This is a genomic window from Aeromicrobium sp. EU05-FHT14F07 (assembly GCF_058790455.1).
In genome coordinates this window covers 47,932-74,455 of the sequence record NZ_JBYTCR010000008.1, presented here as the reverse complement: position 1 = coordinate 74,455, position 26,524 = coordinate 47,932, and the positions used below count along the sequence as shown (strand labels likewise).

Genomic DNA, 26,524 nt, shown 5'->3' with positions numbered 1-26,524 from the left:
GCAACGTGAGACCTCCATGACGGATCGGTGAGAGGGTTCTCATCCTCCGACGTGGGCCGCGCTGCCGCGCCGCGTCCACGGCCACACCAGCAGCGCCCACACCGCGGCCACCACGACGATCTCGACCGCCACGTAGTACGGCCACGCCGGGAGCACGTCGAGCAGCGACGCCCGGTTCGGCTTGCCGTTGAGGTAGCCGTAGTTGGTGTCCATCAGCGCGTTGTAGGTCATGACCGACGCCGCCCAGACGAGCGTGACGACCACCGTGCGGCGGTAGGTCGCCCACGTCGGCAGGACGCGCAGCCCGGCGACGAGGTAGACCGCCGCCCACACGATCAGCACGTGCATGGCCCAGAACATGATGAAGCGCGGCTCCGGCCAGTTCGACGACAGATCGGGCGTGGCCATGCCCTGCGTCGTCAGCGTGAGACCCCACAGGTAGGTGACCGTCGACGTCAGGCGCGAGCGCGTCCACAGTGCGTGCACCGCGAACATCCACGCGAGGTCGCACAGCTGGAACGGCAAGGACGTGCGCGGGCTCCACTCGTCGGGCAGCAGCTGCAGCACCTGCAACGGGACGGTGACGGCCACGATGCCGAGCGCGAGCACCCGGCTCGTCGTCGCCTCCATGGTCGTGCCGCGGACCCGGCGCCCGAGCAGCACCACGGGGACCAGCCCGATCGCGAACAACGCCAGGACGACCAGGTGGCTCGTGCCGTACGCCTGGAACTCACCCGCGGCCAGCAGGGTGGTGCCGTCGATGTCCACGCGCGCAGCGTAGCCCGCTCAGGTGGCGCGGCGGGCGATCGTGACCGCGAACTCGGCATCGGCAGTCAGCGGACGCAGGTCCCACGTCGAGAACCGCTGCTCCACCGCGAACCCCGCCGCGGCGAGGTGGGCGTCGAGGTCGGCCAGGCCGTAGTGCCAGTCCAGGCGGAAACCGAGCACGAGAGCACCGCCGTCGGCCACGTGGCGGGCGAGGTTCGCGACCACGCCCTGCTCCGTGCCGGGCGCGAGGAAGACCATCACGTTGCCCGCCGTGACGACGACGTCGAACGTCGCGTCGAGGTCGACGTCGAGCAGGTCGGCAACCAGCCAGGTCGGCCCGGGGTGCGTCTCGCGAGCCTCGGCGACGAGCACCTCGTCGGCGTCGACACCGACGACATCGTGGCCGCGGTGGTGCAGCGCGCCACCGAGGCGACCCGCACCGCAGCCGGCGTCGAGGATGCGCGCGCCGGTTCCACCCGCCGCCCCCGGCCCGGCACCCCCGCCGGGCCGACCCGCCGCCCCCGGCCCGGCACCCCCGCCGGGCCGCCGCGGCGCCAGGGCGTCGACGAACCGCGCCTCCCCCTCCAGGTCGGCCCCCTCCGCCGCGAGCGCGCGGAAGCGGTCGCGGTACCAGGTCGAGTGGTTCTCGTCGGTGTCGGTGAACCAGCGCGGCGTCGGCATGCGTCCATGGTCGCGCAGGATCATCCCTATCGCCCCACCCCCAGGGGTTCGTCCCACCTCAGCGCTGGGGTGGGGAGTCACCCACTGGGTGGGGCCCAACCCCAAGGGTGACTAGGCTGCGCTGGTGGCGGAGGCGGAGGAGCGGACCGGGAGCGGGCTGCCGTACGGGATCGGCGCGTACCTCTGCTGGGGGCTGTTCCCGCTCTACTGGCCGCTGCTGGAGCCGGCGGGGCCGCTCGAGGTGCTCGCGCACCGCATCGTCTGGTCGCTGGCGTTCGTGCTCGTGCTCATCGCCGTCACCCGACGCTGGGGTCGCTTCCGCGACATCGCCCGCGACCGGACGCTCATGCTGTTCCTCGCCCTCGCGTCGGTCACCATCGCGCTGAACTGGGGCGGGTTCATCTGGGGCGTCACGAACGGCCACGTCATCGAGACGTCGCTCGGCTACTTCATCAACCCGCTCGTCACCGTGCTGCTCGGCGTGCTGGTGCTCAAGGAGACGCTGCGGCCCGCGCAGTGGGTCGCGGTCGGCATCGGGTTCGTCGCCGTCGTCGTCCTCACCGTCGACTACGGACGGCTCCCGTGGATCGCGCTGCTCGTCGCCGGCTCCTTCGCCACCTACGGGTTCCTCAAGAAGCGCGCGTCGCTCGGCGCGTTCGAGGGGCTCGGCATGGAGACCCTCATCCTCGCGCCCTTCGCGCTCGCCTTCCTCGTCGTCCTGCAGCTGCGCGGCGACCTCACCTTCGGCCACGCCGGCGCCGGCAACGCCGCCCTGCTGGCGGGCACGGGCGTCGTGACGGCCATCCCGCTGCTGATGTTCGCCGCCGCTGCCACCCGGCTCTCGCTCACCACGATCGGCCTGCTGCAGTACCTCGGCCCGTTCATCCAGTTCCTGCTCGGCCTGTTCGTCTTCCACGAGACCATGAGCACGGCGCGGTGGATCGGCTTCGCGCTCGTCTGGGCGGCCCTCGTCATCTTCACCGTCGACGCGGTCACCAGCCGACGACGAGCGCCACGGCCGGTCGTCACGGCCTGAGGCGCGGCCCCGGCCACGGAACGGTCAGGCGACGCGGTCGGCCAGGCTGTCGCAGAGCGCCTCGAGCGCGTGACGGGCCGGCACGTCGGGCAGGTCCGCCAGCAGCACACGCGCCGCGTCGGCCTCGGCCTGCACGTAGGCGCGCGCCTCCGCCATCGCCGGGTGCACGCGCAGCGCGGCCAGCACCTCCGCGACGACCGACTCGTCCTCGATCGGGCCCGACAGCCGCTCCCGCAGCTGCGCGTCGGCCGGGTCGTCGCCGCGCAGCGCGAGCAGCGTCGGCAGGGTCGGCACCCCCTCGCGCAGGTCGGTGCCGGGCGTCTTGCCCGAGTCGTCGCTCTCGCTCGCGATGTCGAGCACGTCGTCGCTCAGCTGGAACGCGACGCCGATCCGCTCGCCGAACTCGGTCAGCGCGGCCTCGACCTCCTCGCCGGCACGCGACGCCCGCGCGCCGAACCGGGCCGACGTGGCGATCAGCGACCCGGTCTTGTCGGCCACCACGTCGAGGTAGTGCTGGAGGGCGTCCTCGCCCTCGGCCGGCCCGACGGTCTCGCGGATCTGCCCGCGGACCAGGCGGGAGAACGTCTCGGCCTGGATCCGCACGGCCTCGGTGCCGAGGGTCGAGACCAGCTCCGACGCCTGCGCGAACAGGTAGTCGCCGACGAGGATCGCCAGCGAGTTGCCCCACCGGTCGTTCGCGCTCGGCGCACCCCGGCGCAGCGGCGCCTCGTCCATCACGTCGTCGTGGTACAGCGTCGCCAGGTGCGTCAGCTCGACGACGACCGCCGACGGGACCACGTCGGGGTGGTCGGCGTCGCCCAGCTGTGCCGCCAGCACGACGAGCAGCGGCCGGAAGCGCTTGCCCCCGGCGTTCACGAGGTGGGCGGCCGCCTCGGCGACGAACGGCTCGGGACTGTCGACGGCCTCGGCGAGCCGCGCCTCCACGGTCTCCACGCCACGGCGCACGCGCTCCTCGAGCTCCGGCTCGTCGAACGAGAATCCCAGCGACACGTCCCGGCTCCTGGTCAAGGTCGGCTCAGCGCACGAAGGTTCCCGCGTGCTGAGCGAGGTCGAGCACCGGACCTGGCAGGATGCCCAGGACCAGCGTGCCCGCAGCGGCTGCTGCGATGACCACCGTAGTCAAGACGCTGGGAAGTGCCACGGTCGGGCCGTCGCCGACGGGGTCGGTGAAGAACATCAGCACGATCACGCGCACGTAGAAGTAGGCCGCCACCGCGCTCGTGAGCACGCCCGCGACCACCAGGGCGCCGTAGCCGCCGGACCACGCCGCGCTGAACACGCTCCACTTGCCGATGAAGCCACCCGTGAGGGGGATCCCGGCGAACGACAGCATGAACAGCGCGAAGGACCCCGCCAGGAACGGCGACTCCTTGCCGAGGCCCGCCCAGCGCGACAGGTGCGTGGTCTCGCCGCCCGCGTCGCGCACGACCGTCACCACCGCGAAGGCGCCGATCGACGAGACGCCGTAGACGCCCAGGTAGAACAGCAGACCGGAGACCGACGTGATGCGCTCGGAGTCGGCGACGTACGCACCGGCGAGGCCGACCAGCAGGAACCCGGCGTGCGCGACCGAGGAGTAGGCCAGCATCCGCTTGACGTCGGTCTGCGCGATCGCGACGAGCGAGCCGACCACCATCGTCAGCAGCGCGACGACCCACAGCAGCGGCCGCCAGTCCCACGACGCCCCGCCGAACGCGACGAACAGCACCCGCGTGAACGCGATGAAAGCTGCCGCCTTGGTGCCTGCGGCCATGAACGCCGTCACCGGTGTCGGGGCTCCCTGGTAGACGTCCGGCGTCCACTGGTGGAAGGGCACGGCCCCGACCTTGAACAGCATGCCGACGCTGATCAGGCCGATCGCCGCGAGCAGCAGGTGCTCACCGCCCGTCCGGCTCGTCACCGCGGTGTCGATGTCGGCCAGGCGGAAGCTGCCCGCGTAGCCGTAGGCGAGCGCCACGCCGTAGAGGAAGAACACCGAGGAGAACGCGCCCAGCAGGAAGTACTTGAGCGACGCCTCCTGGCTGATCAGCCGGCGACGGCGGGCCAACCCGCACAGCAGGTACAGCGGCAGGCTCATGACCTCCAGCCCCACGAACATCGTGACGAGGTCGTTCGCCGACGCGAACAGCATCATGCCCACGAGCGCGAACAGCAGGAGTGGGAACGTCTCCGTGTGCTCCAGGCGCAGCCGGGTCGCCTCCGCCTCGCCGGCGGAGCCGGGCGGGTCGACCGCGCGGCCCGTGAAGGCACTGAGCCCCCCGTCGAGCCGACGCTCGGCGAACAGGGCGAGGCTGAGCAGGGCGAACACGAGGAGCAGGCCCCAGGTGAGCACGCCGGGGCCGTCGACCGTCACCGCGCCCTCCGCCACCGGGGTGCCACGTCCGACGACGTCGCCGTCCACCCGGTCGAGCGACACGTACACGCGGGCGGTGTCGAGCAGCGCGGCGAGCAGGCCGAGACCGGCCAGCACCGCCTGCGCGGTGAACCGCGTGCGGCGCGGCCAGAACGTCTCCACCAGCACGGCGACCATGGCGACGCCCGCGACGACGAGCAGCGGGGACAGCAGCGACCACTCGATCGTGGGCGCGGCGATGTCGGGCCGGTCGGCCAGCAGCAGCGTCGCCATCAGTGACCACCCTCCGTCTCGTGCGGGCCGTGCTCGGGCACGTAGGCTCCGGCGCCGGTGAGCCCACCGAGCTCGGCCGGGGTCCGCGGCGGCGGGTCCCCGACGCCCACGTGGGTGACCACCTCGTCCACGGCGGGGTTCACGAGGTCGAGCATCGGCTGCGGGAAGAAGCCGAGCCCGACGATCAGCACGACCGCGGGAGCCAGCGCCGCCACCTCGCGGTGGTCGAGGTCGCGCAGGTGCGCCACCTCCGGCTGCAGCGGACCGGTCATCGTCCGCTGGTACATGATGAGGATGTACAGCGCCGCCAGCACGATGCCCAGCGTGGCCAGCACCGCCGCCGGCACCGAGCGCGTGAACGTGCCCGCGAGCACCATGAACTCGCTCACGAACGGCGCGAGGCCCGGCAGCGACAGGCTCGAGAGGCCTGCGAGCAGGAGGATGCCGGCCAGCACCGGCGCGACCTTCTGCACACCGCCGAAGTCGCTGATGCTGGCGGAGCCGCGACGGGCGACCATCATGCCGGTCACGAGGAACAGCGCCGCGGTCGAGAGCCCGTGGTTGAACATGTAGAGCGTCGACCCGGCCGTCGCCGTGTGGGTGAAGGTGAAGATGCCGAGGATGATGAAGCCGAAGTGCGACACCGACGTGAACGCGACCAGCCGGCGGACGTCGTCCTGGCCGATCGCAAGCAGCGCGCCGTACAGGATGCTGACGACCGCGAGCGTGATCACCACGGGGCTGGCCCACTCGGACGCCCCGGGGAACAACTCGAGGCACCACCGCAGCATGCCGAACGTGCCGACCTTGTCGATGATGCTGACCATCAGCACCGAGGTCGCGGGCGTGGCGGTCCCCGCGGCGTCCGGCAGCCACGTGTGGAACGGGAACAGCGGCGCCTTGATCGCGAACGCCGCCATGAACCCGAGGAACAGCAGCCGCTCGGTGGTGGTGCCGACGTCGAGGCCGGAGAGGTCCGACAGGAGGTACGTCGGGTCGCCCGCACGGGCGGTGACGACGTACAGGCCGACGATCGAGGCGAGCATGAGCAGGCCGCCGACCAGGTTGTAGATGAGGAACTTCACGGCCGCGTAGGTGCGACCCGCGCCGCCGTAGGACCCGATGAGGAAGTAGATCGGGATCAGCGTCGCCTCGAAGAGCACGTAGAAGAGGAAGGCGTCGGTCGCGCAGAAGACGCCGATCGCGAGCGCCTCCAGGACGAGCATCCAGGCGAGGTAGGAGTTGACGCTGCGGGACGCGGGCAGGCGGTCCTCCCAGGCGGCCAAGAGGACGATCGGGACGAGCACCGTCGTGAGGAGGACGAGCGTGAGCCCGATGCCGTTGACCCCCAGCGCGTAGTGCACGCCGAGCGCGCCGATCCACTCGTGCTGCTCGGTCAGCTGGTAGCCACCGGCGCCGATGTCGAACTGCGAGGTGACGTAGAGCGCCAGGGCGAGCGTCACGAGCGACGACGCCAGCGCGACCACCTTCACCGACCGTGCGGCAGCGGCCGTGCGCGGCATGAGCGTGACGACGAGCGCCCCGACGAGCGGGGCGGCGGCGAGGACGGACAGGATCATGCGAGCGTCACCGCCAGGAGTGCGAGCACCACGACGAGGGAGCCGACGAGGATGCTGAGGGCGTAGCTGCGGACGTAGCCCGTCTGGGGCGTGCGCAGGAACTGGGACGTGTCACCGAGCCGGTCGGCGAGACCGCGGACGAGGCCGTCGACGAGCCGTGCGTCGAGGAAGACCAGCACCCGGGTCAGGTGCCGTGTGGGCCGGACGACGAGCGTGTCGTTGACCGCGTTGCCGTAGAGCTCGTTCCGACCGGCGCGGGTGAGCACGGAGACGTCGGGGTCGGCGGGCGCGGTCTGGGCGATCGGCGTCCGGGTGTACGTGACCCAGGCCAGCACCACCCCGACCGCCACCACCGCGGTGACGACGACCGACACGACCCAGGCGGGCACCGCGAGCTCGTGGTGGACGCTCGGGCCGACGACCGGCTCGAGCCAGTGCTCGATCCAGCCGCCCAGCACCAGCACGCCGCCCAGGACCGACAGCGCCGCGAGCACCACGAGCGGCACGGTCATCACGCGCGGCGACTCGTGGGGGTGCACGTCGTCGAGCCAGCGCCTCGGCGACGTGAACGTCATGACCATGAGGCGGGTCATGTAGAACGCCGTCACGCCCGCGCCGAGCAGCGCGGCCAGGCCGATCCAGAACGACTCGCCGAACGCCGCCTCGATGATCTTGTCCTTGGAGAAGAAGCCCGAGAAGCCCGGGAAGCCGATGATCGCGAGGTACCCCAGCCCGAACGTGGCGAACGTGACCGGCATCGCCCGGCGCAGCGCACCGTAGTGCCGCATGTCGACGTCCCCCTCCCCGTCCGGCCCAGCCATGCCGTGCATGACCGAGCCGGCGCCGAGGAACATGTTGGCCTTGAAGAAGCCGTGCGTGACGAGATGGAAGATCGCGAACGCGTAGCCCGCGGGGCCCAGCCCGGCCGCCAGCATCATGTAGCCGATCTGGCTCATCGTGGAGCCGGCGAGCGCCTTCTTGATGTCGTCCTTGGTGCAGCCGATCCACGCACCGGCGAGCAGGGTGACCAGGCCGACCACGACCACCGCCGTCTGCGCGACCGGCGCCGCGTCGAAGATGCCGTTGCTGCGCACCACCAGGTAGACGCCGGCGGTGACCATCGTGGCCGCGTGGATGAGCGCCGACACCGGCGTCGGACCCTCCATGGCGTCGAGGAGCCATGCCTGCAGCGGCACCTGCGCCGACTTGCCGCACGCACCCAGCAGCAGGAGCAGCCCCAGCGCCGTCGCGACCGACTCGCTCGCCTGCCCCGCGACCGTCGCGTTGACCGCCTGGATCGACGACGTGCCGAGCTGCGCGAACATCAGCATGATCGCCAGCGCCATGCCGACGTCGCCGACCCGGTTGAGCACGAACGCCTTCTTGGCCGCCGCGGCGGCCGACGGCTTGTGCTGCCAGAACCCGATGAGCAGGTACGACGCCAGCCCCACGCCCTCCCAGCCGAGGAACAGCACGAGGTAGTCGTCGGCCAGCACGAGCGTGAGCATCGCCGCGACGAACAGGTTCAGGTACGCGAAGAACCGCCGGCGGCGCTCGTCGTGCGCCATGTACCCGATCGAGTAGACGTGGATGAGCGTGCCGACCCCGGTGATCAGCAGCACGAACAGCGCCGACAGCGGGTCGAACCGGTACGCCATGTCGACGTGGAACGGCCCCGCCGAGATCCAGGTGAACAGGGTCTCGGCCACGGACCGGTCGTCCTCGGGACGACCGAGCAGCTGCACGAACGCCACCAGGCCGATGACGAAGGACGCCGCCGACGCGACCGTGCCGACCAGGTGGCCGACGCGGTCCCCCTCCTTGCCCCACACGAGCAGGCCGAGACCGCTGACGAGCGGCACCACGACGACCAGCCAGACGAGATCGAGCACGCCCGCCCCCTAGAGCTTCAGCAGGCTCGCGTCGTCGACCGAGGTCGTCCGATGCGTGCTGTAGATGGACACGATGATCGCCAGCCCCACCACGACCTCGGCCGCCGCGACGACCATGACGAAGAACGCCGCGATCTGGCCGTCGAGGGTGCCGTGCTGGCGCGAGAACGTGACGAGCGCGAGGTTCGTCGCGTTCAGCATCAGCTCGACGCACATGAACACGACGATCGCGTTGCGGCGCACCAGCACGCCGACGGCACCGATGGTGAAGAGGATCATCGAGAGGGTCAGGTACTCGTTCACTGGTTGTCCTCCCGGCCCACGGCCCCGGACCCCCGCCGGGGGTTCTGCTCCCGGTCCACGGCGCCGTCCTCGTCGTCGTCCTCGCGACGCAGCTGCCGCGAGACCACGTGGATGTCGTCGTCGAACCCGTCACGCAGCTGCCCGCGCGCCACGATGCTCGGCGAGACCGAGCCCTTCGCCGGGCTGCCGTCGGGCAGCGGGGCGGGGGTGTCCACGGCGTTGTGCCGGGCGAAGACGCCGGGCGTGGGCGGGTTGCCGGGGTGGCGCCCGGTCGTCGCGTACTCCGCCATGCGGTCGCGGGCGATGTCGGCCTGGCTGCGCCGCGGCGTGAGCGCCTCGCGGTGCGCCAGCACCATGGCCCCGAGCACCGCCGTCACCAGCAGCGCCGCGGTCAGCTGCATGGCCACCACGTACGGGCCGAACATCAGGGCGGCCAGGCCGTAGACGTTGCCGTCCTCGTTCGCCGAGCGCAGCCCCGTCACCGGCCCCAGCGTCGTCTGCCCGACCGCCGTCACGAGCACGAACCCGAAGCCCAGACCGGCCACCGTGGCGGCCAGCCGCTGGCCACGGATGGTCTCGGTCAGCGACTCCCGCGACTCGACACCGACCAGCATGAGCACGAAGAGGAACAGCATCATGATCGCGCCCGTGTAGACGATGATCTGCACCGCGAACAGGAACGGCGCACCCTGGGCCGCGTAGAGCACCGCCAGCCCGATCATCACCACCGCCACGCTCAGCGCGGCGTGCACGGCCTTGCGGGCGAACAGCAGCCCCAGGGCCGCCACCACCACGACGGGCGCGACGATCCAGAACGCGGTCATGCCGACACCCCCGTGGGAAGAGCACGATACGGGCGCGCCGGCATGACGTGCTGATCTTTCCTTCGCTGGCGCTCAGTCATGCCCCGTCCCCCGTGGATGCGCTGCCGTGCGTGACCTCGACGACCGGGAGCGTCTTGCCCGCGTAGTAGTCGTGGTGGTCGTCGCTGATCAGCATGGCGTGCGGCGGCTCGACCATGCCGGGCAGCAGCGGCGCCAGCAGATCGGACTTCTCGTAGATGAGGTCGGCGCGGTCGTCGTCGGCCAGCTCGTACTCGTTGGTCATCGTCAGGGCGCGCGTCGGGCACGCCTCGATGCACAGCCCGCAGAGGATGCAGCGCAGGTAGTTGATCTGGTAGACGCGACCGTACCGCTCCCCCGGGCTGAACCTGTCCTCGTCGGAGGGACCGTTCGACGCGCCCTCCACGTAGATCGCGTCGGCCGGGCACGCCCACGCGCACAGCTCGCAGCCGACGCACTTCTCGAGCCCGTCGGGCCAGCGGTTCAGCTGGTGCCGGCCGTGGAACCGCGGCGCGGTGGGCCGCTTCTCGAAGGGGTACTGCTCCGTGACGGGCTTGCGAAACATCGTGCGGAACGTGACGCCGAAGCCGGCGATCGGGTCCCACAGCGTCTCCTTCAGGCTGCCTCCGCCGTTGGTGTCGCTCATCGTCGGACGCCCTCCTTCTGGTTCCAGGTCTGGTCGGGCATGGGCGGGGTGGGGTAGGCGCCTCCGCCCGAGCGGGCGCCTGCGTCGTCCTGCGGCTCCGGCGGGACCGGGTCGACCGCCGAGGGCTCGGGGTCGCGCCGCGTGCGCTCGGGCAGGAACAGGCTCACCAGCAGCACGACGGCGGCCACCCCCGCCGCGACGAAGAGCGTCCGCTGGTCGAAGGTGCCGTCGGTCATGCCCTTGCGGACGACGATGACCGCGACGATCCAGACCAGCGAGATCGGGATGAGCACCTTCCAGCCGAAGGCCATGAACTGGTCGTAGCGCATGCGCGGCAGGGTGCCGCGCAGCCAGACGAACAGGAAGATGAAGCCGAGCGTCTTGCCGAGGAACCACAGCACCGGCCAGTAGCCCTCGTTCGCGCCCGGCCACAGCGTGCCGATGCCGAACGGCGCCCGCCAGCCGCCGAGGAACAGGGTGGTCGCGATCGCGGAGACCGTGACCATGTTGATGTACTCCGCCAGGAAGAACAGCGCGAACTTCAGCGACGAGTACTCGGTGTGGAAACCGCCGACCAGCTCGCCCTCGGCCTCCGGCAGGTCGAACGGGGCGCGGTTCGTCTCCCCGACCATGGCGATCACGTAGACGATGAACGACGGCAGCAGCGGCAGGAAGTACCAGACGTCCTCCTGCGCGGCGACGATCTCGCTCGTCGACATCGTGCCCGCGTAGAGGAACACGGTGACGAAGCTCAGGCCCATCGCCACCTCGTAGGAGATGACCTGGGCGCTCGAGCGCAGGCCGCCGAGCAGCGAGTAGGTGGAGCCCGACGACCAGCCGGCCAGCACGATCCCGTAGACGCCGATGGAGGTGACGGCCAGGACGTAGAGCACGGCGACCGGCATGTCGGTGAGCTGCAGGGGCGTGACCGTGTCGGTGAACGGGATCCGCACCTCCGGACCGAACGGGATGACCGCCCAGGCGAGGAAGGCGGGGATCGTCGCGATGATCGGGGCCAGCACGTAGACGACCCGGTCGGCCGCCTTGACGACGATGTCCTCCTTGAGCGCCAGCTTGACGCCGTCGGCCAGCGACTGCAGCAGCCCGAACGGGCCGTGCACGTTGGGGCCCACACGGTGCTGCATGCGCGCCACCACGCGGCGCTCGAACCAGATGTTGAACAGCGTGTAGACCACCAGGATCACGAAGACCAGCAGCGCCTTCAGCGCCACCACCCAGAACGCCTCGTTCCCGAACGCCTCGCTCATCGGACCTCACCTCCGAGGGACGCTGCCGAGTGGTCTCGATACGTGCCCGCCTGCTCGTCCCTCGCGGCGAGCACTACTCGACCAGCGGATGGACTCGCTGGTCGAGTCGTCGGGATCGCGAGGGACGAGCTGATCCCGACGTATCGAGACCACTCGGAGCGGACGCTGGTACTCACGACGCACCCCCGGCGGTGAGGCGGACGGTGGAGCCGTGGTCGACGCCCAGGGCGCCGCGCAGGTGGACGCCGTTGTTGCCCGGGGCCCAGACGACGCCGTCGGGCAGGTCGGCCACCTCGGTGGGGAACGATGCGCTGCCGAGGTCGGTGGAGATCGTGGCGACGTCTCCCGGCTCGACGCCCGCAGCGGCGAGCGTGGCGGCCGAGGCCTTGAGCACCGCGCGGCGGGCGGTGGCGCGGTAGCGGTCCTGGCCGTCCTGCAGGCGTCCGTCGTCGACGAGCTGGCGCCAGGTGGCGAGCACGACCTCACCGCCACGGGGCTCCTTCGCCTCGGGCGCGGCCAGGTCGGGGGCCGCCACGCGCTCGCCGTCCCACGGTCCGAGGTCGGCCATGCTGCGCATCGCGCCGGCGGTGGTGCGGAAGCCGAGCGGCGCGCCGAGCTCCTCGGCGATGCCGGCGAGCACGCGCACGTCGGTGAGCGAGCCGGGCACGTCGAGCACCCTGCCGAACGGCCGCAGACGACCCTCCCAGGTGACGAACGTCCCGGACTTCTCGACCGGCGGCGCCACCGGCAGGACGACGTCGGCGGCGCGGGTCACGTCGCTCTCCCGGACCTCGAGGCTCACGACGAAGTCGGCGGCGGCCAGGGCCTCGCGGGCCAGGGCGGGGTCGGGCAGGTCGTCGACCTCGACGCCGCCGACCACGAGGGCACGCAGCTGGCCCCGGGCGGCGGCCCGAAGCATCGACGTCGTGTCGCGGCCGGCCTTCGCGGGCACGGAGCGCACGCCCCACGCCGCCGCGAGGTCGGCCCGCGCCTCGGCGTCACCGACAGGTCGGGCACCGGGCAGCAGGGTCGGCAGGCAGCCGGTCTCCACCGCGCCACGGTCGCCGGCGCGCCGCGGCACCCACGCGAGGCGGGCGCCGGTGCGCTCGGCCAGGCGGACCGCCGCGCTGAACGCGCCGGGCGACGACGCGAGCCGCTCGCCCAGCAGCACGACGGAGCGGGCGTCGAGCCCGACGTCGGCCGAGCCGTCGCCGTCCTGGATCGCGTCGAGGGCCGAGGCCTCCTCACCGGGCCGTGCGGTCAGCAGCTCGCCGCCGACCTTGGCCAGCCCGCGGGTGGTGTGCGAGGCGACGGCCGCGACGCGCACGCCGTGCCTCGAACCCTTGCGCAGCCGGAGGAACAGCGTGCCAGCCTCGTCCTCGGGCTCCAGGCCGACGAGCAGCACGGTCGACGCCGTCTCGAGGTCACGCGTGGCGACGTCCTGGACCGTCGCGACGCGGGCGGCGAGGAAAGCCGCCTCCTCGACGGAGTGCGGACGCGTGCGGAAGTCGATGTCGTTGGTGCGCAGCGCCACGCGCGCGAACACGCTGTAGGCGTACGCGTCCTCGGCGGTCAGACGACCGCCCGGCAGCACGCCGACCTTGCCCGCGGCCTCCCGCAGGCCGGCCGCCGCGGCGGCGAGGGCGCCGGGCCACGAGGCGGGCACGAGCTCGCCGGTGTCGGGGTCGCGCACCAGCGGCGTGCGGAGGCGGTCGTCCTGGCGGCTCCAGGTGAACGCGAAGCGGTCCTTGTCGGTGACCCACTCCTCGTTGACCTCCGGGTCGTCACCGGCGAGGCGACGCATGACGGTGCCGCGGCGGTGGTCGACGCGGATCGCGGCGCCGCAGGCGTCGTGCTCGGCCACGCTCGGCGTCGAGACGAGGTCGAAGGGCCGCGAGCGGAACCGGTAGTCGGCGCTGGTGAGCGCACCCACGGGGCAGATCTGGATGGTGTTGCCCGAGAAGTAGGAGTGGAACGGCTGGGCGCCGCCGCTCGATCCGTCTGCACCGGGCCGGTCGCCGAACGCCTCCTGGTCGGTCGACGGTCCGATCCCGACCTGCTGGCGGGCGCCGCGCTCGACGAGCGCGATGAACGGGTCGCCGGCCACCTGCTCGGAGAACCGCGTGCAGCGCGCGCACAGCACGCAACGCTCGCGGTCGAGCAGCACCTGCTCGGAGACGGCGAGCGGCTTCGGGAACGTCCGCTTGGTCTCCGCGAACCGGCTCTCCCCGCGACCGTGGCTCATCGCCTGGTTCTGCAGCGGGCACTCGCCGCCCTTGTCGCACACGGGACAGTCGAGCGGGTGGTTGACGAGCAGCAGCTCCATCGTGCCGTGCTGCGCCTTCTCGGCCACCGGCGACGTCACCTGCGTCCTCACGACCATGCCGGGCGCGACCTCGAGCGTGCACGACGCCTGCGGCTTCGGGAAGCCGCGTCCGTTGCCCGCGTCGGGCACCTCGACGAGGCACTGCCGGCACGCGCCGACGGGCTCGAGCAGGGGGTGGTCGCAGAACCGCGGGATCTCGGTGCCCACGAGCTCGGCGGCACGGATGACGAGCGTGCCCTTCGGCACGCTCACCTCGACGTCGTCGATGCTCAGGGTGACGAGGTCGACCGGCGTCTGCGTCTCGCGGGACGCCTCGACGGTCATGCGCTCACCTCCGCGGCGAAGAGGGTGGACGCGGCGGGCGGGAACAGCTCCGCCGACGGGGTGTGCATCCCCGCCTCGAACTCGTCGCGGAAGTGCTGGATCGCTGACGTGATCGGACTCGTCGCGCCGTCGCCCAGGGCGCAGAAGGACCGGCCGAGGATGTTGTCGCAGAGGTCGAGCAGCAGCTCGACGTCGCCCTCGCGTCCCTGGCCCGCGTCGAGGCGCTGCAGCACCTGCACCAGCCACCACGTGCCCTCGCGGCACGGTGTGCACTTGCCGCAGGACTCGTGCTTGTAGAACTCCGTCCAGCGCAGCACGCAGCGCACCACCGACGTCGTCTGGTCGAAGACCTGCAGCGCCTTGGTGCCGAGCATGGAGCCCGCCGCGCCGACGCCCTCGTAGTCGAGCGGGACGTCGAGGTGCTCGGCCGTGAGGATCGGCGTGGACGAGCCGCCCGGGGTCCAGAACTTCAGCTCGGCACCGTCGCGGAGGCCGCCGCCGAGGTCGAGCAGCTCGCGCAGCGTGATGCCGAGCGGCGCCTCGTACTGGCCGGGCCGCTTCACGTGGCCCGACAGCGAGTAGAGCGTGAAGCCCTTGGACTTCTCGGTGCCCATGGAGCCGAACCAGTCGACGCCGCCGCGCACGATGGCCGGCACCGACGCGATGGACTCGACGTTGTTGATGACGGTCGGGCTGGCGTAGAGGCCCTCGACGGCGGGGAACGGCGGCCGGAGCCGCGGCTGCCCGCGCCGCCCCTCGAGCGAGTCGAGCAGCGCCGTCTCCTCGCCGCAGATGTAGGCACCCGCGCCGGCGTGGATGACGAGATCGACGCGGCGGCCGGAGCCCATCACGTCGGCGCCGAGGTAGCCGGCCTCGTAGGCCTCGCGGCACGCGGCCCGCAGCCGGCGCACGACGTGCAGCACCTCGCCGCGCACGTAGACGAACGCCTGCTCCGCGCGGATGGCGAGGCTGGCGATGACGACGCCCTCGATCAGCTCGTGCGGGTTGGCCATCATGAGCGGGATGTCCTTGCAGGTGCCCGGCTCGGACTCGTCGGCGTTGACCACCAGGTACTTGGGGTTCCCCCCTCCCGGTGACTCAGTGTCCTGGGGGATGAAGCTCCACTTCATGCCCGTCGGGAACCCGGCGCCGCCGCGGCCGCGCAGCCCGGCGTCCTTCACGAGCGTGACGATCTCCTCGGGCGCCATGTCGAGGGCCGTGCGCAGCGCGCTGTAGCCGTCGCGCGCCTCGTAGGCCTCGCGCGTCCACGAGCGCTCGTCGGCCCAGCCCCGGCTCAGCACCGGTGTCAGCGTGTCAGCCATCCGCGGAACCCCCGCCCTTCACGTCGGCGGCCGACTCCTCGGCCACCGTCTCGTCCTCGGCCCGACGCGTGTCGGCCTCCGCCTCCGCTGTCTCCTTCGACCGCGCGACCTCGTCGGCGGTCTCGGAGTCGGCCACCGTGGGGATCGGGGGCGCCGACCAGCCACGCTCCTGGGCGATCCGCAGGCCGGCCAGCGACGCGTCGCCCGCGGACGGGCCCTCGTCGGCGCGGCCGTCCTCGAACCCGGCCAGCACACGCTCGGCGTCGCGCCAGCTGGTGATCGTGGCACCGCGGGAGGCCTGCACCGGCTCGCCCGCACGCAGCCGGTCGACGAGGTCGACGGCCGACTCCGGCGTCTGTCGGTCCATGAACTCCCAGTTCACCGTGAGCACGGGCGCGTAGTCGCAGGCGGCGTTGCACTCGATCCGCTCGAGCGTGACCTGGCCGTCGGCCGTCGTCTCGTCGTTGCCGGCGTCGAGGTGGTCGCTCAGCCGCTCGAAGATCGCGTCGCCGCCCATCACCGCGCAGAGGGTGTTGGTGCAGACCCCGACGAGATGCGTGCCCATCGTGCGCCGCTTGTACATCGTGTAGAAGGTGGCGACGCCCGACACCTCCGCCGTGGTCAGGCCCAGCAGCTCGGCGCAGGTCTCGATGCCCTCGCTCGTGACGCTGCCCTGCACCGACTGCACCAGGTGCAGCATGGGCAGCAGCGCCGACCGCGCCTGCGGGTAGCGGCCCATCAGCTCGCGCAGCTCCGCGATCGTCGCCTCGTCGAGCGGCGGCATGACGCCCTGGCTCATCGGTCCACCCCGCCCATCACCGGGTCGATGCTGGCGATGGCGACGATGACGTCGGACAGCATCCCGCCCTCGCTCATGATCGACGTGCCCTGCAGGTTGACGAAGCTGGGGTCGCGGAAGTGCACCCGGTAGGGGCGGGTGCCACCGTCGGACACGGCGTGGCAGCCGATCTCGCCGCGCGGCGCCTCGATCGCGGCGTAGACCTGGCCCGGCGGCACCCGGAAGCCCTCGGTGACGAGCTTGAAGTGGTGGATGAGCGCCTCCATCGACTCGCCCATGATGTGGCGGATGTGCTCGGCGGAGTTGCCCTGCCCGTCGCTGCCGACGCTGAGCCGGGCCGGCCACGCGATCTTCGGGTCGTCGACCATGACGGGCGCACCGGCGGTGTCCTCGAGCCGGTCGATCGCCTGCTCGACGATGCGCAGCGACTGCCACATCTCCTCCAGCCGCACGCGGAACCGGCCGTAGGCGTCGGGCTCGTCCCAGGTGACGACGTCGAAGTCGTAGGTGTCGTAGCCCCAGTACGGCTGCGTGCGCCGCAGGTCCCAGTCGTAGCCGGTGGCACGCAGCACGGGTCCGGTGAGGCCGAGGGCGAGGCAGCCGTCGAGCTCGAGGTGCCCGACGCCCTTCAACCGGCCCTTGAAGATCGGGTTGGCGTTGCAGAGCGCGGCGTACTCCGGGAGCCGCTTGCGCAGCAGGGCGACGGTGTCGCGGAGCTGCTCCACGGCGCCGTCGGGCAGGTCCTGCGCGACGCCGCCCGGTCGGAAGTAGGCGTGGTTCATGCGCAGGCCGGAGATGGCCTCGAAGAGGTCGAGGATGAGCTCGCGGTCGCGGAAGCCACAGGTCATGACGGTGAGGGCGCCGAGCTCCATGCCGCCGGTCGCGATGCAGACGAGGTGCGAGCTGATCCGGTTGAGCTCGAGCATGAGCACCCGGATGGTCCGGGCACGCTCGGGCACGTCGTCCTCGACACCCAGCAGCCGCTCGACCGCGGCGACGTAGGCGGCCTCGTTGCTGAACGGCGCTACGTAGTCCATGCGGGTGCAGAAGGTCACGCCCTGCGTCCAGGTGCGGTACTCCATGTTCTTCTCGATGCCGGTGTGCAGGTAGCCGATCCCGGGCCGGGCGTCCTTCACCGTCTCGCCGTCGATCTCCAGGATGAGGCGCAGCACGCCGTGCGTCGACGGGTGCTGGGGACCCATGTTGACGACGATCCGGTCGCCGTCGACGGCCGAGGCGTCGACGGTGTCCCAGTCCTGCCCGGTGACGGTGAAGACGGGCCCGGACGTCGACTCGCTCGTGCCGGCGTACGCGTCGTAGGTCGTGTCGGTCATCGTGCCTCCCTCCTCGCTGGTCCGTTGCCGAGTGGTCTCGATACGGCCAGCCGCGCTCCTCCGTCGCCGACTGGCCTACTCGACCGGCGCCAGGTCCCGCTGGTCGAGTAGCGGAGACGGCGAGCGCCAGCGAGCTCGTCGTGGCATGGAGCCGTCGCACGAGGGGCGTAGCCGCGACGGAGCGAGACCACTCCGCACCGACGCTGGAAGCCACTCACGAGTAGCTCCTGCGCTGGTCGGGGCTCGGGACCGTACCGCCCTTGTACTCGACCGGGATGCCGCCCAGGGGATAGTCCTTGCGCTGGGGGTGGCCCTGCCAGTCGTCGGGCATGAGGATGCGGGTGAGGGCGGGGTGGCCGTCGAAGACGACGCCGAACATGTCGTAGGCCTCCCGCTCCTGCCAGTCGGCGGTCGGGTAGACGGCGACGACGCTGGGCACGTGCGGGTCGGCGTCGGGGCACGTGGTCTCGACGCGGATACGTCGTCGGTGCGTCATGGAGAGCAGGTGCAGCACGACGTGCAGCTCGCGGCCCGTCTCGTGCGGGAAGTGCACGGCGGAGAGGCTGCTGCACAGCTCGAAGCGGAGGGCGGCGTCGTCGCGCAGGTGTCGGACGACGTCGAGCAGCGTCTCGCGCCGGACGACGAAGGTGATCTCGCCGCGGTCGACCACGACGCGCTCGATGGCGTCCGTGCCGTCGGCGAGCGTGGCGAGGCGGTCGTGCACGTCGTCGAACCAGCCGGGTCCGTCGCCGGGGCCGAAGGGGGCCTGGGAGGCGGGCGGCATCGCGACGGGGCGGGTGACGCCGCCGTAGCCGCTCGTGTCGCCGGTGCCGTGCACGCCGAACATGCCCCGACGGACGTCGACGACCTCGAAGGTCTCGGTGCCTGCGGGGACGACGGGCGCGTCACCGGCGGGGACGGGGTCGTGGGACCGGTCCTGCGTGGTGGTGTGGTCGTCGACGGTGCGGGTCTTGTCGTCGGCCATCAGCGCATCAGGCCCTTCATGGCCGACGTCGGCGTGGCCGCGAGCGCGGCGGCCTCGTCGGTGCGGATCTCCTCGAGACGGTGCGCGCCGAGCGTGGTGTGCTGGATCTTGTCGTGGAGCTTGAGGATCGCGTCGATGAGCATCTCGGGGCGGGGCGGGCAGCCGGGGAGGTACATGTCGACGGGGACGACGTGGTCGACGCCCTGGACGATCGCGTAGTTGTTGAACATGCCGCCGGAGCTGGCGCAGACGCCCATGGCGAGCACGTACTTGGGCTCGGCCATCTGGTCGTAGATCTGGCGCAGCACCGGCGCCATCTTGTTGCTCACGCGACCGGCGACGATCATCAGGTCGGCCTGGCGGGGGCTGGGGCGGAAGACCTCCATGCCGAAGCGCGAGGAGTCGAACCGGGGGGCGCCGAAGGTCATCATCTCGATGGCGCAGCAGGCGAGCCCGAACGTGGCGGGCCAGAACGACGCCTTGCGCATGTAGCCGGCGAGGCCCTCGACCGTCGAGAGCAGGACACCGCTGGGCAGCTTCTCCTCGAGACCCATCAGGTCCACTCCATTCCACCGCGGCGCCACTCGTAGGCGTACGCGATCGTGACGTTGACGAGGAAGAGCAGGATCGCGAACACGGCGAACCAGCTCATCTGGTCGAAGGCGACGGCGAAGGGGTAGAGGAAGACGATCTCGATGTCGAAGACGATGAACATCATCGCGGTGAAGAAGTACTTGACGCTGACCTTGCCGCCGCCGTCGGGGAGCGGGCTGGGCTCGATGCCGGACTCGTAGCGGTCGAGCTTGGCGCGGTTGTACCGCTTCGGGCCGGTGAGCGGCGCGATGGCGATGCTGAACACGGCGAACCCGGCCGCGAGGGCACCCAGGACGAGGACCGGTGTGTACTCGTTCACCGTCACCTCCAGCATGCGTGGGCGTGGGGTCTTCCCGAGGTCGTGACCTTGTGAACCACTTCACAACGTGACCTGCGCCTCACTCTACGCCCGGCGAGGGGCGCGTGTAACTGAGGTCACACTAAGTCGCGTCGCGAGGCAGTTCGAGGTGGTGTCCGCGCAGGTCAGACGTGGTGCGGCTCGCCGGTGACCACGTGGTCGGCGTGTCCCAGGGCCTCGAGGAGGAGGCGACGCAGGTGCCCGCCGACGAGGGTGTACCGCACGCGGCGGCCCTCCCGGTGCGCCTCGACGAGTCCGGCCAGGCGCAGCTTCGCGAGGTGCTGGCTCACCGAGGTGCGGCTCGCGCCGACCGTGTCGGCGAGCGTGGTCACGTCGGCGTCCTCGCGCGCGAGCACCCACAGGAGGTGCAGCCGGGTGCGGTCGGCCAGCAGGCCGAACACCTCCGACGCCTCGGCCAGTCGCTCGGCCGTGGGCTCGACGTCGTGACGCAGGCTCGGCGCAGGCCTGATCGCCCGTCCGCCCACGCCGCCGTCGCTCACGTCGTCATTGTGTCGCAGCCGGGGTCGCCGAGGGGTCGGCGCGCCGGTCGCACCCTCCCGCCCGTGCGCGTTTACGTGGGGCCCCACCCAAACGCGCGCTCAGGCCGCATGTTTGCGGTGGGGGGAGCCGGTTTGCGTGGGGCCCCACGTCAACCGGCGGGCGGGGGCGGGGTGGGGGTGCAGCGCGGCGAAGGAGGCGACGAGGGCGAGGCCGCCCAGGACGGCGAGGGCGACGTCCGGCGTCGCGCGCACGGCCACGAGCCCGGCGAGGGGGTAGGTGAGCAGGTAGCAGGCGTGCGACCAGGCGAAGTGTCCTGCGAAGAGGAGCGTCAGCCGTCGCCCCTCCCCCTGCGCCCGCAGCACCTGCCCGGACGGCGTGAGGACCAGCGACGACCCCAGGCCGAGGACGGCCCACGTGACGACGAGGCCCGCACCGGCGTCACCGACCACGGAGGCGGCGAGCAGCGTCACGGCCACGACACCCGCGCCGCAGCACATCGGCCCCCACGGCGCCCCTGCCCAGCGGGAGACGAGCACCGCGCCGACCACTGACCCGGCGCCGAACACGGCGAGCACCACACCGACCTGGGGCTCGCCCCACCCCACGTCCGCGACCAGCGTCGCGGTGAGGACGAGGGCCGACGCGTAGGCGCAGGCGGCGACGAGGTCCAGCAGGAGCAGCCGCCGCAGGTCGGGCACCCGCACGAACGCTACGAACCCGCCACTGCGGTCCTCCCGCTCCCCCGCCGACGGGGCCGCGGCGGGCGGCCGCGCCGCCAGCACCCAGGCCAGCGAGCCGACGAACCCGACCGCGGACAGCAGGAACAGCGAACGGGCGTCGACCAGCACGAGCGCCAGCGCGGCGAGGGCAGGACTCACCACCGCCTCCGCGTCGTACGCGACCCTCGACAGCGACAGCGCCTGGCGGTAGTCGTCCTCCTCGGGCAGCACCCGTGGCAGCAGTGCCTGGTAGGCGGGCGTGAATCCGGCGGACGCGGCCTGCAGCACCAGGACGAGCACGTAGACCTGCCAGGTGGCGTCGACGAGCGGCAGCGACGCCGCGACCGCGACGCGCACGACGTCGGCACCCACCAGCACGCGCACCGGCGCCCATCCGGCGGTCAGCCGCGCGATCCAGGGCGACAGCACGACGTAGGCGCCGATCTTGACCGTCATCGCCGTCGCCAGCACCCCGGCCGCCCGGGGTCCCGCGAGGTCGGCGGCGAGCAGCGCCAGCGCGACGGTCAGCACGCCCGTGCCGAGCAGACCGCTCAGCTGGGCGGCGAAGAGCCGGGCGTAGCGCGGGTGGTGACGCAGCGTCGTGAGCACAGTTCATTGTGTGCACATCCGCGCACATGTGCAAGTGACCGGTGGTCATGACCCAGCGGCGCCAGGCCGGCGGCCGACGCACCTCCGTCAGCGGTGGGTCTGCCACCCCCGTGCGGGCCTCAGGGACGGAAGGAGTGGTGCAGGGCGACGATGCCGCCCGAGAGGTTGTGCCACTCGACCCGACCCCAGCCCGCCTCGACCATGCGCAGGGCGAGGCCCTTCTGGTCGGGCCAGGCGCGGATCGACTCCGCCAGGTACACGTACGACTCCGGGTTCGACGACGTGCGGCGCGCGATCGACGGCAGCGCACGCATCAGGTAGTTCGAGTAGACCGCCGCGAACGGCTCCCACGTCGGCGTGGAGAACTCGCACACGACGATCCGACCGCCCGGCCGGGTCACGCGACGCAGCTCGCGCAGACCCTGCAGCGGGTCGTGGATGTTGCGCAGCCCGAAGGAGATCGTGACCGCGTCGAAGGAGGCGTCGGCGAACGGCAGACGCATCCCGTCACCGGCCACGAACGGCAGGTGCGAGAACCGCCTGCGGCCCTCCTGCAGCATGCCGAGGGAGAAGTCGCAGGGCACGACGGTGGCGCCCGCCTCGCGGAACGGGTCGCTGGAGGTCCCGGTGCCGGCCGCGAGGTCGAGGATGCGCTCGCCCGGCTTCGGGGCGACGAGGTCGACGACCCTGCGACGCCAGCGTCGGTCCTGGCCGAGGGACAGGACGTCGTTCGTCACGTCGTAGCGCTGGGCGACGGTGTCGAACATGCGCGCGACGTCGCGGGGCTCCTTGTCCAGTCCGGCTCGGCTCACCCCGCAAGCGTCCCACGAGTAGGCTCGATCGGGTGACGAGCCCTCCCCCCGTGGCCGCTGCGGCGACCCCCCTGCCGTCGCCGCTCGTCGCCCGCACCGTCGAGGTCGACGACCCGGGTCCGCTGCTCGCGCTGCTGCACCGCGACACCGACGCAGTCGCCTGGGTGCACCACGGTGACGGGCTGGTGGGCTGGGGCCGTGCCGCGTCGCTGTCCGTCGACGGACCCGACCGGTTCGACCGTGCGCACCGCTGGTGGCGCGAGGTCACGCGGCACAGCGTCACGCGCGACGAGGTGCACGTGCCCGGCAGCGGGCTGGTCGCGTTCGGCAGCTTCGCGTTCGCCGACGACGGTCGCGGCAGCAGCCTCGTCGTGCCCGAGGTGGTCGTGGGCCGCCGCGACGGCCGCAGCTGGGTCACGGTCGTGGGCACGTCGATCTCGTCGCCGCCGTCGCTCGCGCCCGCGGACCCGCCCCAGCACCCGCACGGCGTGGAGCTCGTCGACGGATCGGTCGACAGCGACGCGTGGCAGGACGTCGTGGCCGAGGCGGTGCGCCGCATCTCCGCAGGACAGCTCGACAAGGTGGTCCTCGCCCGCGACCTCGTCGCCGAGCTCGACGCGCCGCTCGACGTCCGCTCGCCGCTGCGCCGACTGGCCCGCGACTACCCCGGGTGCTGGACGTTCCACGTCGACGGCTTCTTCGGGTCCACGCCGGAGATGCTGGTGCGTCTCGAGCGCGGGCTGGTGACGTCGCGTGTCCTGGCCGGCACGATCCGCCGCACGGGCGACGACACCCGCGACCTCGCGCTCGCGGCGTCGCTGGCGCGGTCCAGCAAGGACCTCGAGGAGCACGAGTACGCCGTCCGCTCGGTCGCCGAGGCGCTCGCCCCGCACTGCTCGAGCACCAACGTGCCCGACGCGCCGTTCGTGCTGCACCTGCCGAACGTCATGCACCTGGCCACCGACGTCACCGCCGTGCTGCGCGGCGACGCGAGCGCGCTGAACCTCGTGGCCGCGCTCCACCCGTCGGCGGCGGTCGGCGGCACCCCCACCGAGGCCGCCGTCGCGCTCATCGCCGAGATCGAGGGGCTCGACCGCGGGCGCTACGCCGGGCCGGTCGGCTGGATCGGCGCCGAGGGCGACGGCGAGTGGGGCATCGGCCTGCGGTCGGCGCAGCTGGAGGACGAGGGCCGCCGCGTGCGCCTGTTCGCGGGCTGCGGCATCGTCGCCGACTCCGTGCCGGCCGACGAGCTGGCCGAGAGCCAGGCCAAGCTCGTCCCCGTGCGCGACGCCCTCGCCTGAGGCTCAGAGCAGCCCGTCGCGACGGGCCACGGCCGCCGCCTCCGTGCGCGACGATGCACCCAGCTTGGCGAGGATGTGGGACACGTGGACCGATGCGGTCTTGGTGCTGATGAACAGCCGCGCCGCGACCTCGCCGTTGGTGCGCCCCTCGGCCACGAGTGACAGCACCTCGCGCTCGCGGGGAGTGAGTGCGACGGCGTGCGCCGCGGCACGGACCTCCGACCGCTCCGGCACGAGGGCCGCCGCCTCGTCGAGGAGAGGCTGGGCCCCGAGCCGCTGCGCCGTCGCCCTGGCCTCGGCCACGAGCGGCACCGCCTCCTCGCGCCTCCCCGACGCGAGCAGCACCTGCGCCAGCCGGACCTGCGACCGCGCCTGCTCGTAGACCTCGCCGTAGGCGTCGAACGCCTCGACCGTCTCCCGCCAGAGGCGCTCGAGGACCGTGCCGTCGACGTCGACGTCGGCCAGCCACCGCAGCCGCAGCCGCTCCGCCCGGAGGCGCACGAGCCACGCCCTGCCCTCCGGTCCCAGCTGCGGCGCCAGGGCCGCCGCCTCCTCGGCCGCGACGAGCGCGGCGTCGGCAGCCTCGAGGAAGAGCCGACGGTCCGCGGCGCCGCTCGTGGCCGCCGCGCCGGCGAGACGTCCCACCAGCAGCCCGCCGAGGCGCAGCCGCTGCGGCCCGAGGTGGTCGCGCCAGACCGCGTCGAGCGTGGCGACCAGCTCGTCGTGGGCCTGGATCGCGCCGTGCGCGTCGGCCGCGGCGTCGACGAGGGCGGTGCCGCTGTGCACGGCAAGGGCGAGGTCGAGGTCCCACCGCGCCCGCACCGACGTGACGACGTCGGCCGGTACGGGCATCCCACGCCCTGCTGCCACGAGCATCCCGACGGCCTGCAGGCAGGCACGGGCGAGCCGCGTCGCCCCCCGGAGGTCCCGGGCGAGGACCGCGACCTCCTCCCAGTCGCCCCGCAGGTAGGCCACGAGCGCGGCGAAGAAGCGGCCGTCGAAGCCGTAGGGCGCCCAGGGACGACCGGTGGCCCGGCCACGCTCGAGACAGACCCGGAAGTAGTGGTCGGCGCGGTCGAGCTCGCCGGCGTTGAAGTGCGAGAAGGCCAGGTGGTGCCACGTCCGCAGCTCGCCGTGGACGTCGCCCCGGACCCGCGCCGCCTCGGCCAGCTCGAGGTACCCCTCGCGCGTGCCCGCGGTGTCCGCGCCGGTGCGCGCGAGCACCCGCAGCAGCGTGGTCTGGGCCTCGGCCACCGTCTGGTCGTCACCGGCCTGCTCGGCCAGCCGCAGCGCCGTCTCCGCGCGTTCGAGCGACTCGTCGAGCAGGCCGAGCGTCGACGCCACCTGGGCGCGCAACGACTCCACGCGCGCCCGGACGGCCACCGAGGCGTCCTCCGCCGCCGCGAGGGCGGCACGGCTCGCCGCGTCGGCCTCGGCGTCGGTCCCGCCGAGGTAGGTGATCTGCCCCTGGGTGTACAGCAGCCGCGCCCGACCCTCGCCGCGCGGCTCGCGCTCGAGGTGGTCGGCGAGCAGCGCACCGGCCGTCCGCAACCGACCGGAGGCGAGCAGGGTGTCGGCGGTCAGCGTCACGAGACCGACGACGTCGTGGCCCTCGGGCGCGTGGTCGACGACCGCGAGCGCGCGCTGCAGGTGCCCCGCAGCCTCGTCGTGTCCGCCAACCCGCCGGGCCTCGTCGGCCGCACGCAGGTCGGCCTCGAAGGCGAGCGCCGGCTCTCCGGCGCCGTGCGCGTGGAGGGCGACGGTGGCCGCGGCGACCGGACCGGGGTCGGCCTCCAGCGCCCGCAGGAACGCGGCGTGCATCCGACGGCGCTCCCCCGGCAGCAGGTCGTCGAGCACGGCCTCGGCCAGCAGGGCGTGACGGAACCGCAGCGCCTCGCCGACGGGCACGAGCACCTTCAGGTCGACGGCCTCGCGCAGGGCGTCGTCCACCGGACCCACGGTCTCGAGCGCGCGCCGCAGGAGCGCGTCGGCGACGGGACCGCCCGCGCACGCGACCGCCCGCACGACCGCCCGGGCGTCGTCGTGCAACCGGTCCACCCGGACGAGCAGGAGGTCGGCGAGGTTCTCCGGCAGCGACCCGCCCGCCAGACCGGCGTCCAGCAGCTCCTCGGCGTAGAAGGCGTTGCCCTCGGCCCGAGCCAGGATCGTGTCGACGCCGTCCGCGGTGAGGTCGCGGGACGTCCGGCCCCTCAGCAGGTCGGCCATGGCCGCGTCGTCGAGCGGCGCGAGGTCGATGCGGTGCACCGACGGCAGCCGTGTCCACTCCGCGAGCGCCGGACGCAGCGGGTGCCGACGGTGCAGGTCGTCGCTGCGGAAGGAGAGCAGGAGCCCGACCGGGCGAACGAACCGACGGCCGAGCAGGTAGCGGACGAGGTGACGCGTGGAGGCGTCGGCCCAGTGCAGGTCCTCCAGGACGAGCAGCACGGGCCCCGCGGCCGCGAGGTGCTCGAGCGTGCGCGCGACCGCCGCGACGACGTCGGCACGCAGCCGGTCGCCGTCGTCCTCGCCCACGCCGCCGGACCGGAGCACCGCGAGGGCGGGCAGCGACGTGGCGAGCTCGCCGAGCCCCACCACGTCGTCGGCCGACGACGTCGCGTCGAGGCCGGCGAGCGCGTCGGCGACGGGCTGGAAGGCCGGCACGTGCTCGCCGAGGTCGAGGCAGTGTCCGACGAGCACGCGCACCCCGGCCGCGCGCGCCCGCTCGACGGTCTCGTCGACGACGCGCGTCTTGCCGATGCCGGCGTCGCCGCCGAGCAGCACGGCACGGCCGCGCGTCGAGCCGTCGAGGCCCAGCGCCCCGTCGAGCTCGTCGAGGACGGCGTCGCGGCCGACGATCGGACTGTGCACGGCCTCCAT

22 protein-coding genes and 1 pseudogene are annotated in these 26,524 nt (G+C 72.5%); 2 read left to right on the top strand and 21 right to left on the bottom strand.

The genetic code is table 11. The features are described 5' to 3' along the window. Window positions 1-39 precede the first annotated feature (39 nt). Both AC3WRM_RS09320 and AC3WRM_RS09315 read right to left on the bottom strand, forming a co-directional pair. A complete protein-coding gene (locus AC3WRM_RS09320; RefSeq protein WP_492248054.1) occupies window positions 40-768 on the bottom strand; it encodes a YwaF family protein in 729 nt (242 codons plus the stop codon). An 18-nt stretch (window positions 769-786) separates the two neighbouring features. Beyond that, window positions 787-1,449 (bottom strand): class I SAM-dependent methyltransferase, encoded by a 663-nt coding sequence (locus AC3WRM_RS09315; protein WP_492248055.1) that lies wholly within the window; start codon window positions 1,447-1,449, stop codon window positions 787-789. Between the two features lie 124 nt (window positions 1,450-1,573). Between AC3WRM_RS09315 and rarD the strand changes: the two genes are divergently transcribed. Further along, window positions 1,574-2,485: an EamA family transporter RarD gene (rarD, locus tag AC3WRM_RS09310; protein WP_492248056.1), complete on the top strand. Its 912-nt coding sequence runs from the start codon at window positions 1,574-1,576 to the stop codon at window positions 2,483-2,485. Window positions 2,486-2,509: 24 nt separating this feature from the next. On the opposite strand, the gene AC3WRM_RS09305 is transcribed toward rarD, so the two are convergent. From AC3WRM_RS09305 to AC3WRM_RS09220, 18 genes and pseudogenes are all read right to left on the bottom strand, one after another. Continuing rightward, complete coding sequence (locus tag AC3WRM_RS09305; protein WP_492248057.1) at window positions 2,510-3,496, bottom strand: polyprenyl synthetase family protein; 987 nt, start codon at window positions 3,494-3,496, stop codon at window positions 2,510-2,512. 25 nt (window positions 3,497-3,521) lie between these two features. After that, window positions 3,522-5,132: an NADH-quinone oxidoreductase subunit NuoN gene (gene nuoN / locus AC3WRM_RS09300; protein WP_492248058.1), complete on the bottom strand. Its 1,611-nt coding sequence runs from the start codon at window positions 5,130-5,132 to the stop codon at window positions 3,522-3,524. Further along, window positions 5,132-6,712, bottom strand: coding sequence for an NADH-quinone oxidoreductase subunit M (locus AC3WRM_RS09295; RefSeq protein WP_492248059.1), 1,581 nt, complete (start codon window positions 6,710-6,712; stop codon window positions 5,132-5,134). Before AC3WRM_RS09295 ends, nuoN begins: the two co-directional genes overlap by 1 nt. Beyond that, entirely contained in the window at window positions 6,709-8,604 is a 1,896-nt protein-coding gene (nuoL, locus tag AC3WRM_RS09290; RefSeq protein WP_492248060.1) for an NADH-quinone oxidoreductase subunit L, read from the bottom strand. The genes AC3WRM_RS09295 and nuoL overlap by 4 nt, the downstream gene beginning before the upstream one ends. A 9-nt stretch (window positions 8,605-8,613) precedes the next feature. After that, window positions 8,614-8,907 (bottom strand): NADH-quinone oxidoreductase subunit NuoK, encoded by a 294-nt coding sequence (nuoK, locus tag AC3WRM_RS09285; protein ID WP_492248061.1) that lies wholly within the window; start codon window positions 8,905-8,907, stop codon window positions 8,614-8,616. After that, a pseudogene (locus AC3WRM_RS09280) lies at window positions 8,904-9,734 on the bottom strand (NADH-quinone oxidoreductase subunit J); the annotation flags it as partial. The gene nuoK and the pseudogene AC3WRM_RS09280, both read right to left, overlap by 4 nt. A 73-nt stretch (window positions 9,735-9,807) precedes the next feature. Continuing rightward, on the bottom strand, window positions 9,808-10,395 hold the full coding sequence (nuoI, locus tag AC3WRM_RS09275) for an NADH-quinone oxidoreductase subunit NuoI (protein WP_492248062.1): 588 nt from the start codon (window positions 10,393-10,395) through the stop codon (window positions 9,808-9,810). Next, window positions 10,392-11,663, bottom strand: a complete 1,272-nt coding sequence (nuoH, locus tag AC3WRM_RS09270; protein WP_492248063.1) for an NADH-quinone oxidoreductase subunit NuoH — start codon at window positions 11,661-11,663, stop codon at window positions 10,392-10,394. Before nuoH ends, nuoI begins: the two co-directional genes overlap by 4 nt. A gap of 172 nt (window positions 11,664-11,835) precedes the next feature. Continuing rightward, the gene (locus tag AC3WRM_RS09265) at window positions 11,836-14,313 is read right to left on the bottom strand and encodes an NADH-quinone oxidoreductase subunit G (RefSeq protein ID WP_492248064.1); all 2,478 of its coding nucleotides are present in this window, start codon (window positions 14,311-14,313) and stop codon (window positions 11,836-11,838) included. Next, on the bottom strand, window positions 14,310-15,635 hold the full coding sequence (gene nuoF, locus AC3WRM_RS09260) for an NADH-quinone oxidoreductase subunit NuoF (RefSeq protein WP_492248065.1): 1,326 nt from the start codon (window positions 15,633-15,635) through the stop codon (window positions 14,310-14,312). Before nuoF ends, AC3WRM_RS09265 begins: the two co-directional genes overlap by 4 nt. After that, a complete protein-coding gene (gene nuoE, locus AC3WRM_RS09255; protein WP_492248066.1) occupies window positions 15,628-16,434 on the bottom strand; it encodes an NADH-quinone oxidoreductase subunit NuoE in 807 nt (268 codons plus the stop codon). Before nuoE ends, nuoF begins: the two co-directional genes overlap by 8 nt. Next, window positions 16,431-17,768, bottom strand: coding sequence for an NADH-quinone oxidoreductase subunit D (locus AC3WRM_RS09250; protein ID WP_492248067.1), 1,338 nt, complete (start codon window positions 17,766-17,768; stop codon window positions 16,431-16,433). The genes nuoE and AC3WRM_RS09250 overlap by 4 nt, the downstream gene beginning before the upstream one ends. 214 nt (window positions 17,769-17,982) lie before the next feature. Beyond that, window positions 17,983-18,753, bottom strand: coding sequence for an NADH-quinone oxidoreductase subunit C (locus tag AC3WRM_RS09245; protein WP_492248068.1), 771 nt, complete (start codon window positions 18,751-18,753; stop codon window positions 17,983-17,985). Continuing rightward, window positions 18,753-19,307, bottom strand: a complete 555-nt coding sequence (locus AC3WRM_RS09240) for a NuoB/complex I 20 kDa subunit family protein (RefSeq protein WP_492248069.1) — start codon at window positions 19,305-19,307, stop codon at window positions 18,753-18,755. The genes AC3WRM_RS09245 and AC3WRM_RS09240 overlap by 1 nt, the downstream gene beginning before the upstream one ends. Then, window positions 19,307-19,666, bottom strand: a complete 360-nt coding sequence (locus AC3WRM_RS09235) for an NADH-quinone oxidoreductase subunit A (protein ID WP_067861288.1) — start codon at window positions 19,664-19,666, stop codon at window positions 19,307-19,309. Before AC3WRM_RS09235 ends, AC3WRM_RS09240 begins: the two co-directional genes overlap by 1 nt. Before the next feature lie 164 nt (window positions 19,667-19,830). Beyond that, window positions 19,831-20,205 carry an ArsR/SmtB family transcription factor gene (locus AC3WRM_RS09230; RefSeq protein ID WP_492248070.1) on the bottom strand — a complete coding sequence of 125 codons (375 nt, stop codon included), beginning with the start codon at window positions 20,203-20,205 and terminating at the stop codon, window positions 19,831-19,833. A 99-nt stretch (window positions 20,206-20,304) separates the two neighbouring features. Beyond that, window positions 20,305-21,534 (bottom strand): MFS transporter, encoded by a 1,230-nt coding sequence (locus AC3WRM_RS09225; protein ID WP_492248071.1) that lies wholly within the window; start codon window positions 21,532-21,534, stop codon window positions 20,305-20,307. A 119-nt stretch (window positions 21,535-21,653) separates the two neighbouring features. Beyond that, window positions 21,654-22,346 carry a demethylmenaquinone methyltransferase gene (locus AC3WRM_RS09220; protein WP_492248072.1) on the bottom strand — a complete coding sequence of 231 codons (693 nt, stop codon included), beginning with the start codon at window positions 22,344-22,346 and terminating at the stop codon, window positions 21,654-21,656. Window positions 22,347-22,378: 32 nt separating this feature from the next. On the opposite strand from AC3WRM_RS09220, the gene AC3WRM_RS09215 reads away from it, so the two are divergent. Further along, a complete protein-coding gene (locus AC3WRM_RS09215) occupies window positions 22,379-23,647 on the top strand; it encodes an isochorismate synthase (protein ID WP_492248073.1) in 1,269 nt (422 codons plus the stop codon). A gap of 3 nt (window positions 23,648-23,650) precedes the next feature. On the opposite strand, the gene AC3WRM_RS09210 is transcribed toward AC3WRM_RS09215, so the two are convergent. Continuing rightward, the gene (locus AC3WRM_RS09210) at window positions 23,651-26,515 is read right to left on the bottom strand and encodes a helix-turn-helix transcriptional regulator (protein WP_492248074.1); all 2,865 of its coding nucleotides are present in this window, start codon (window positions 26,513-26,515) and stop codon (window positions 23,651-23,653) included. Window positions 26,516-26,524: the final 9 nt, after the last annotated feature.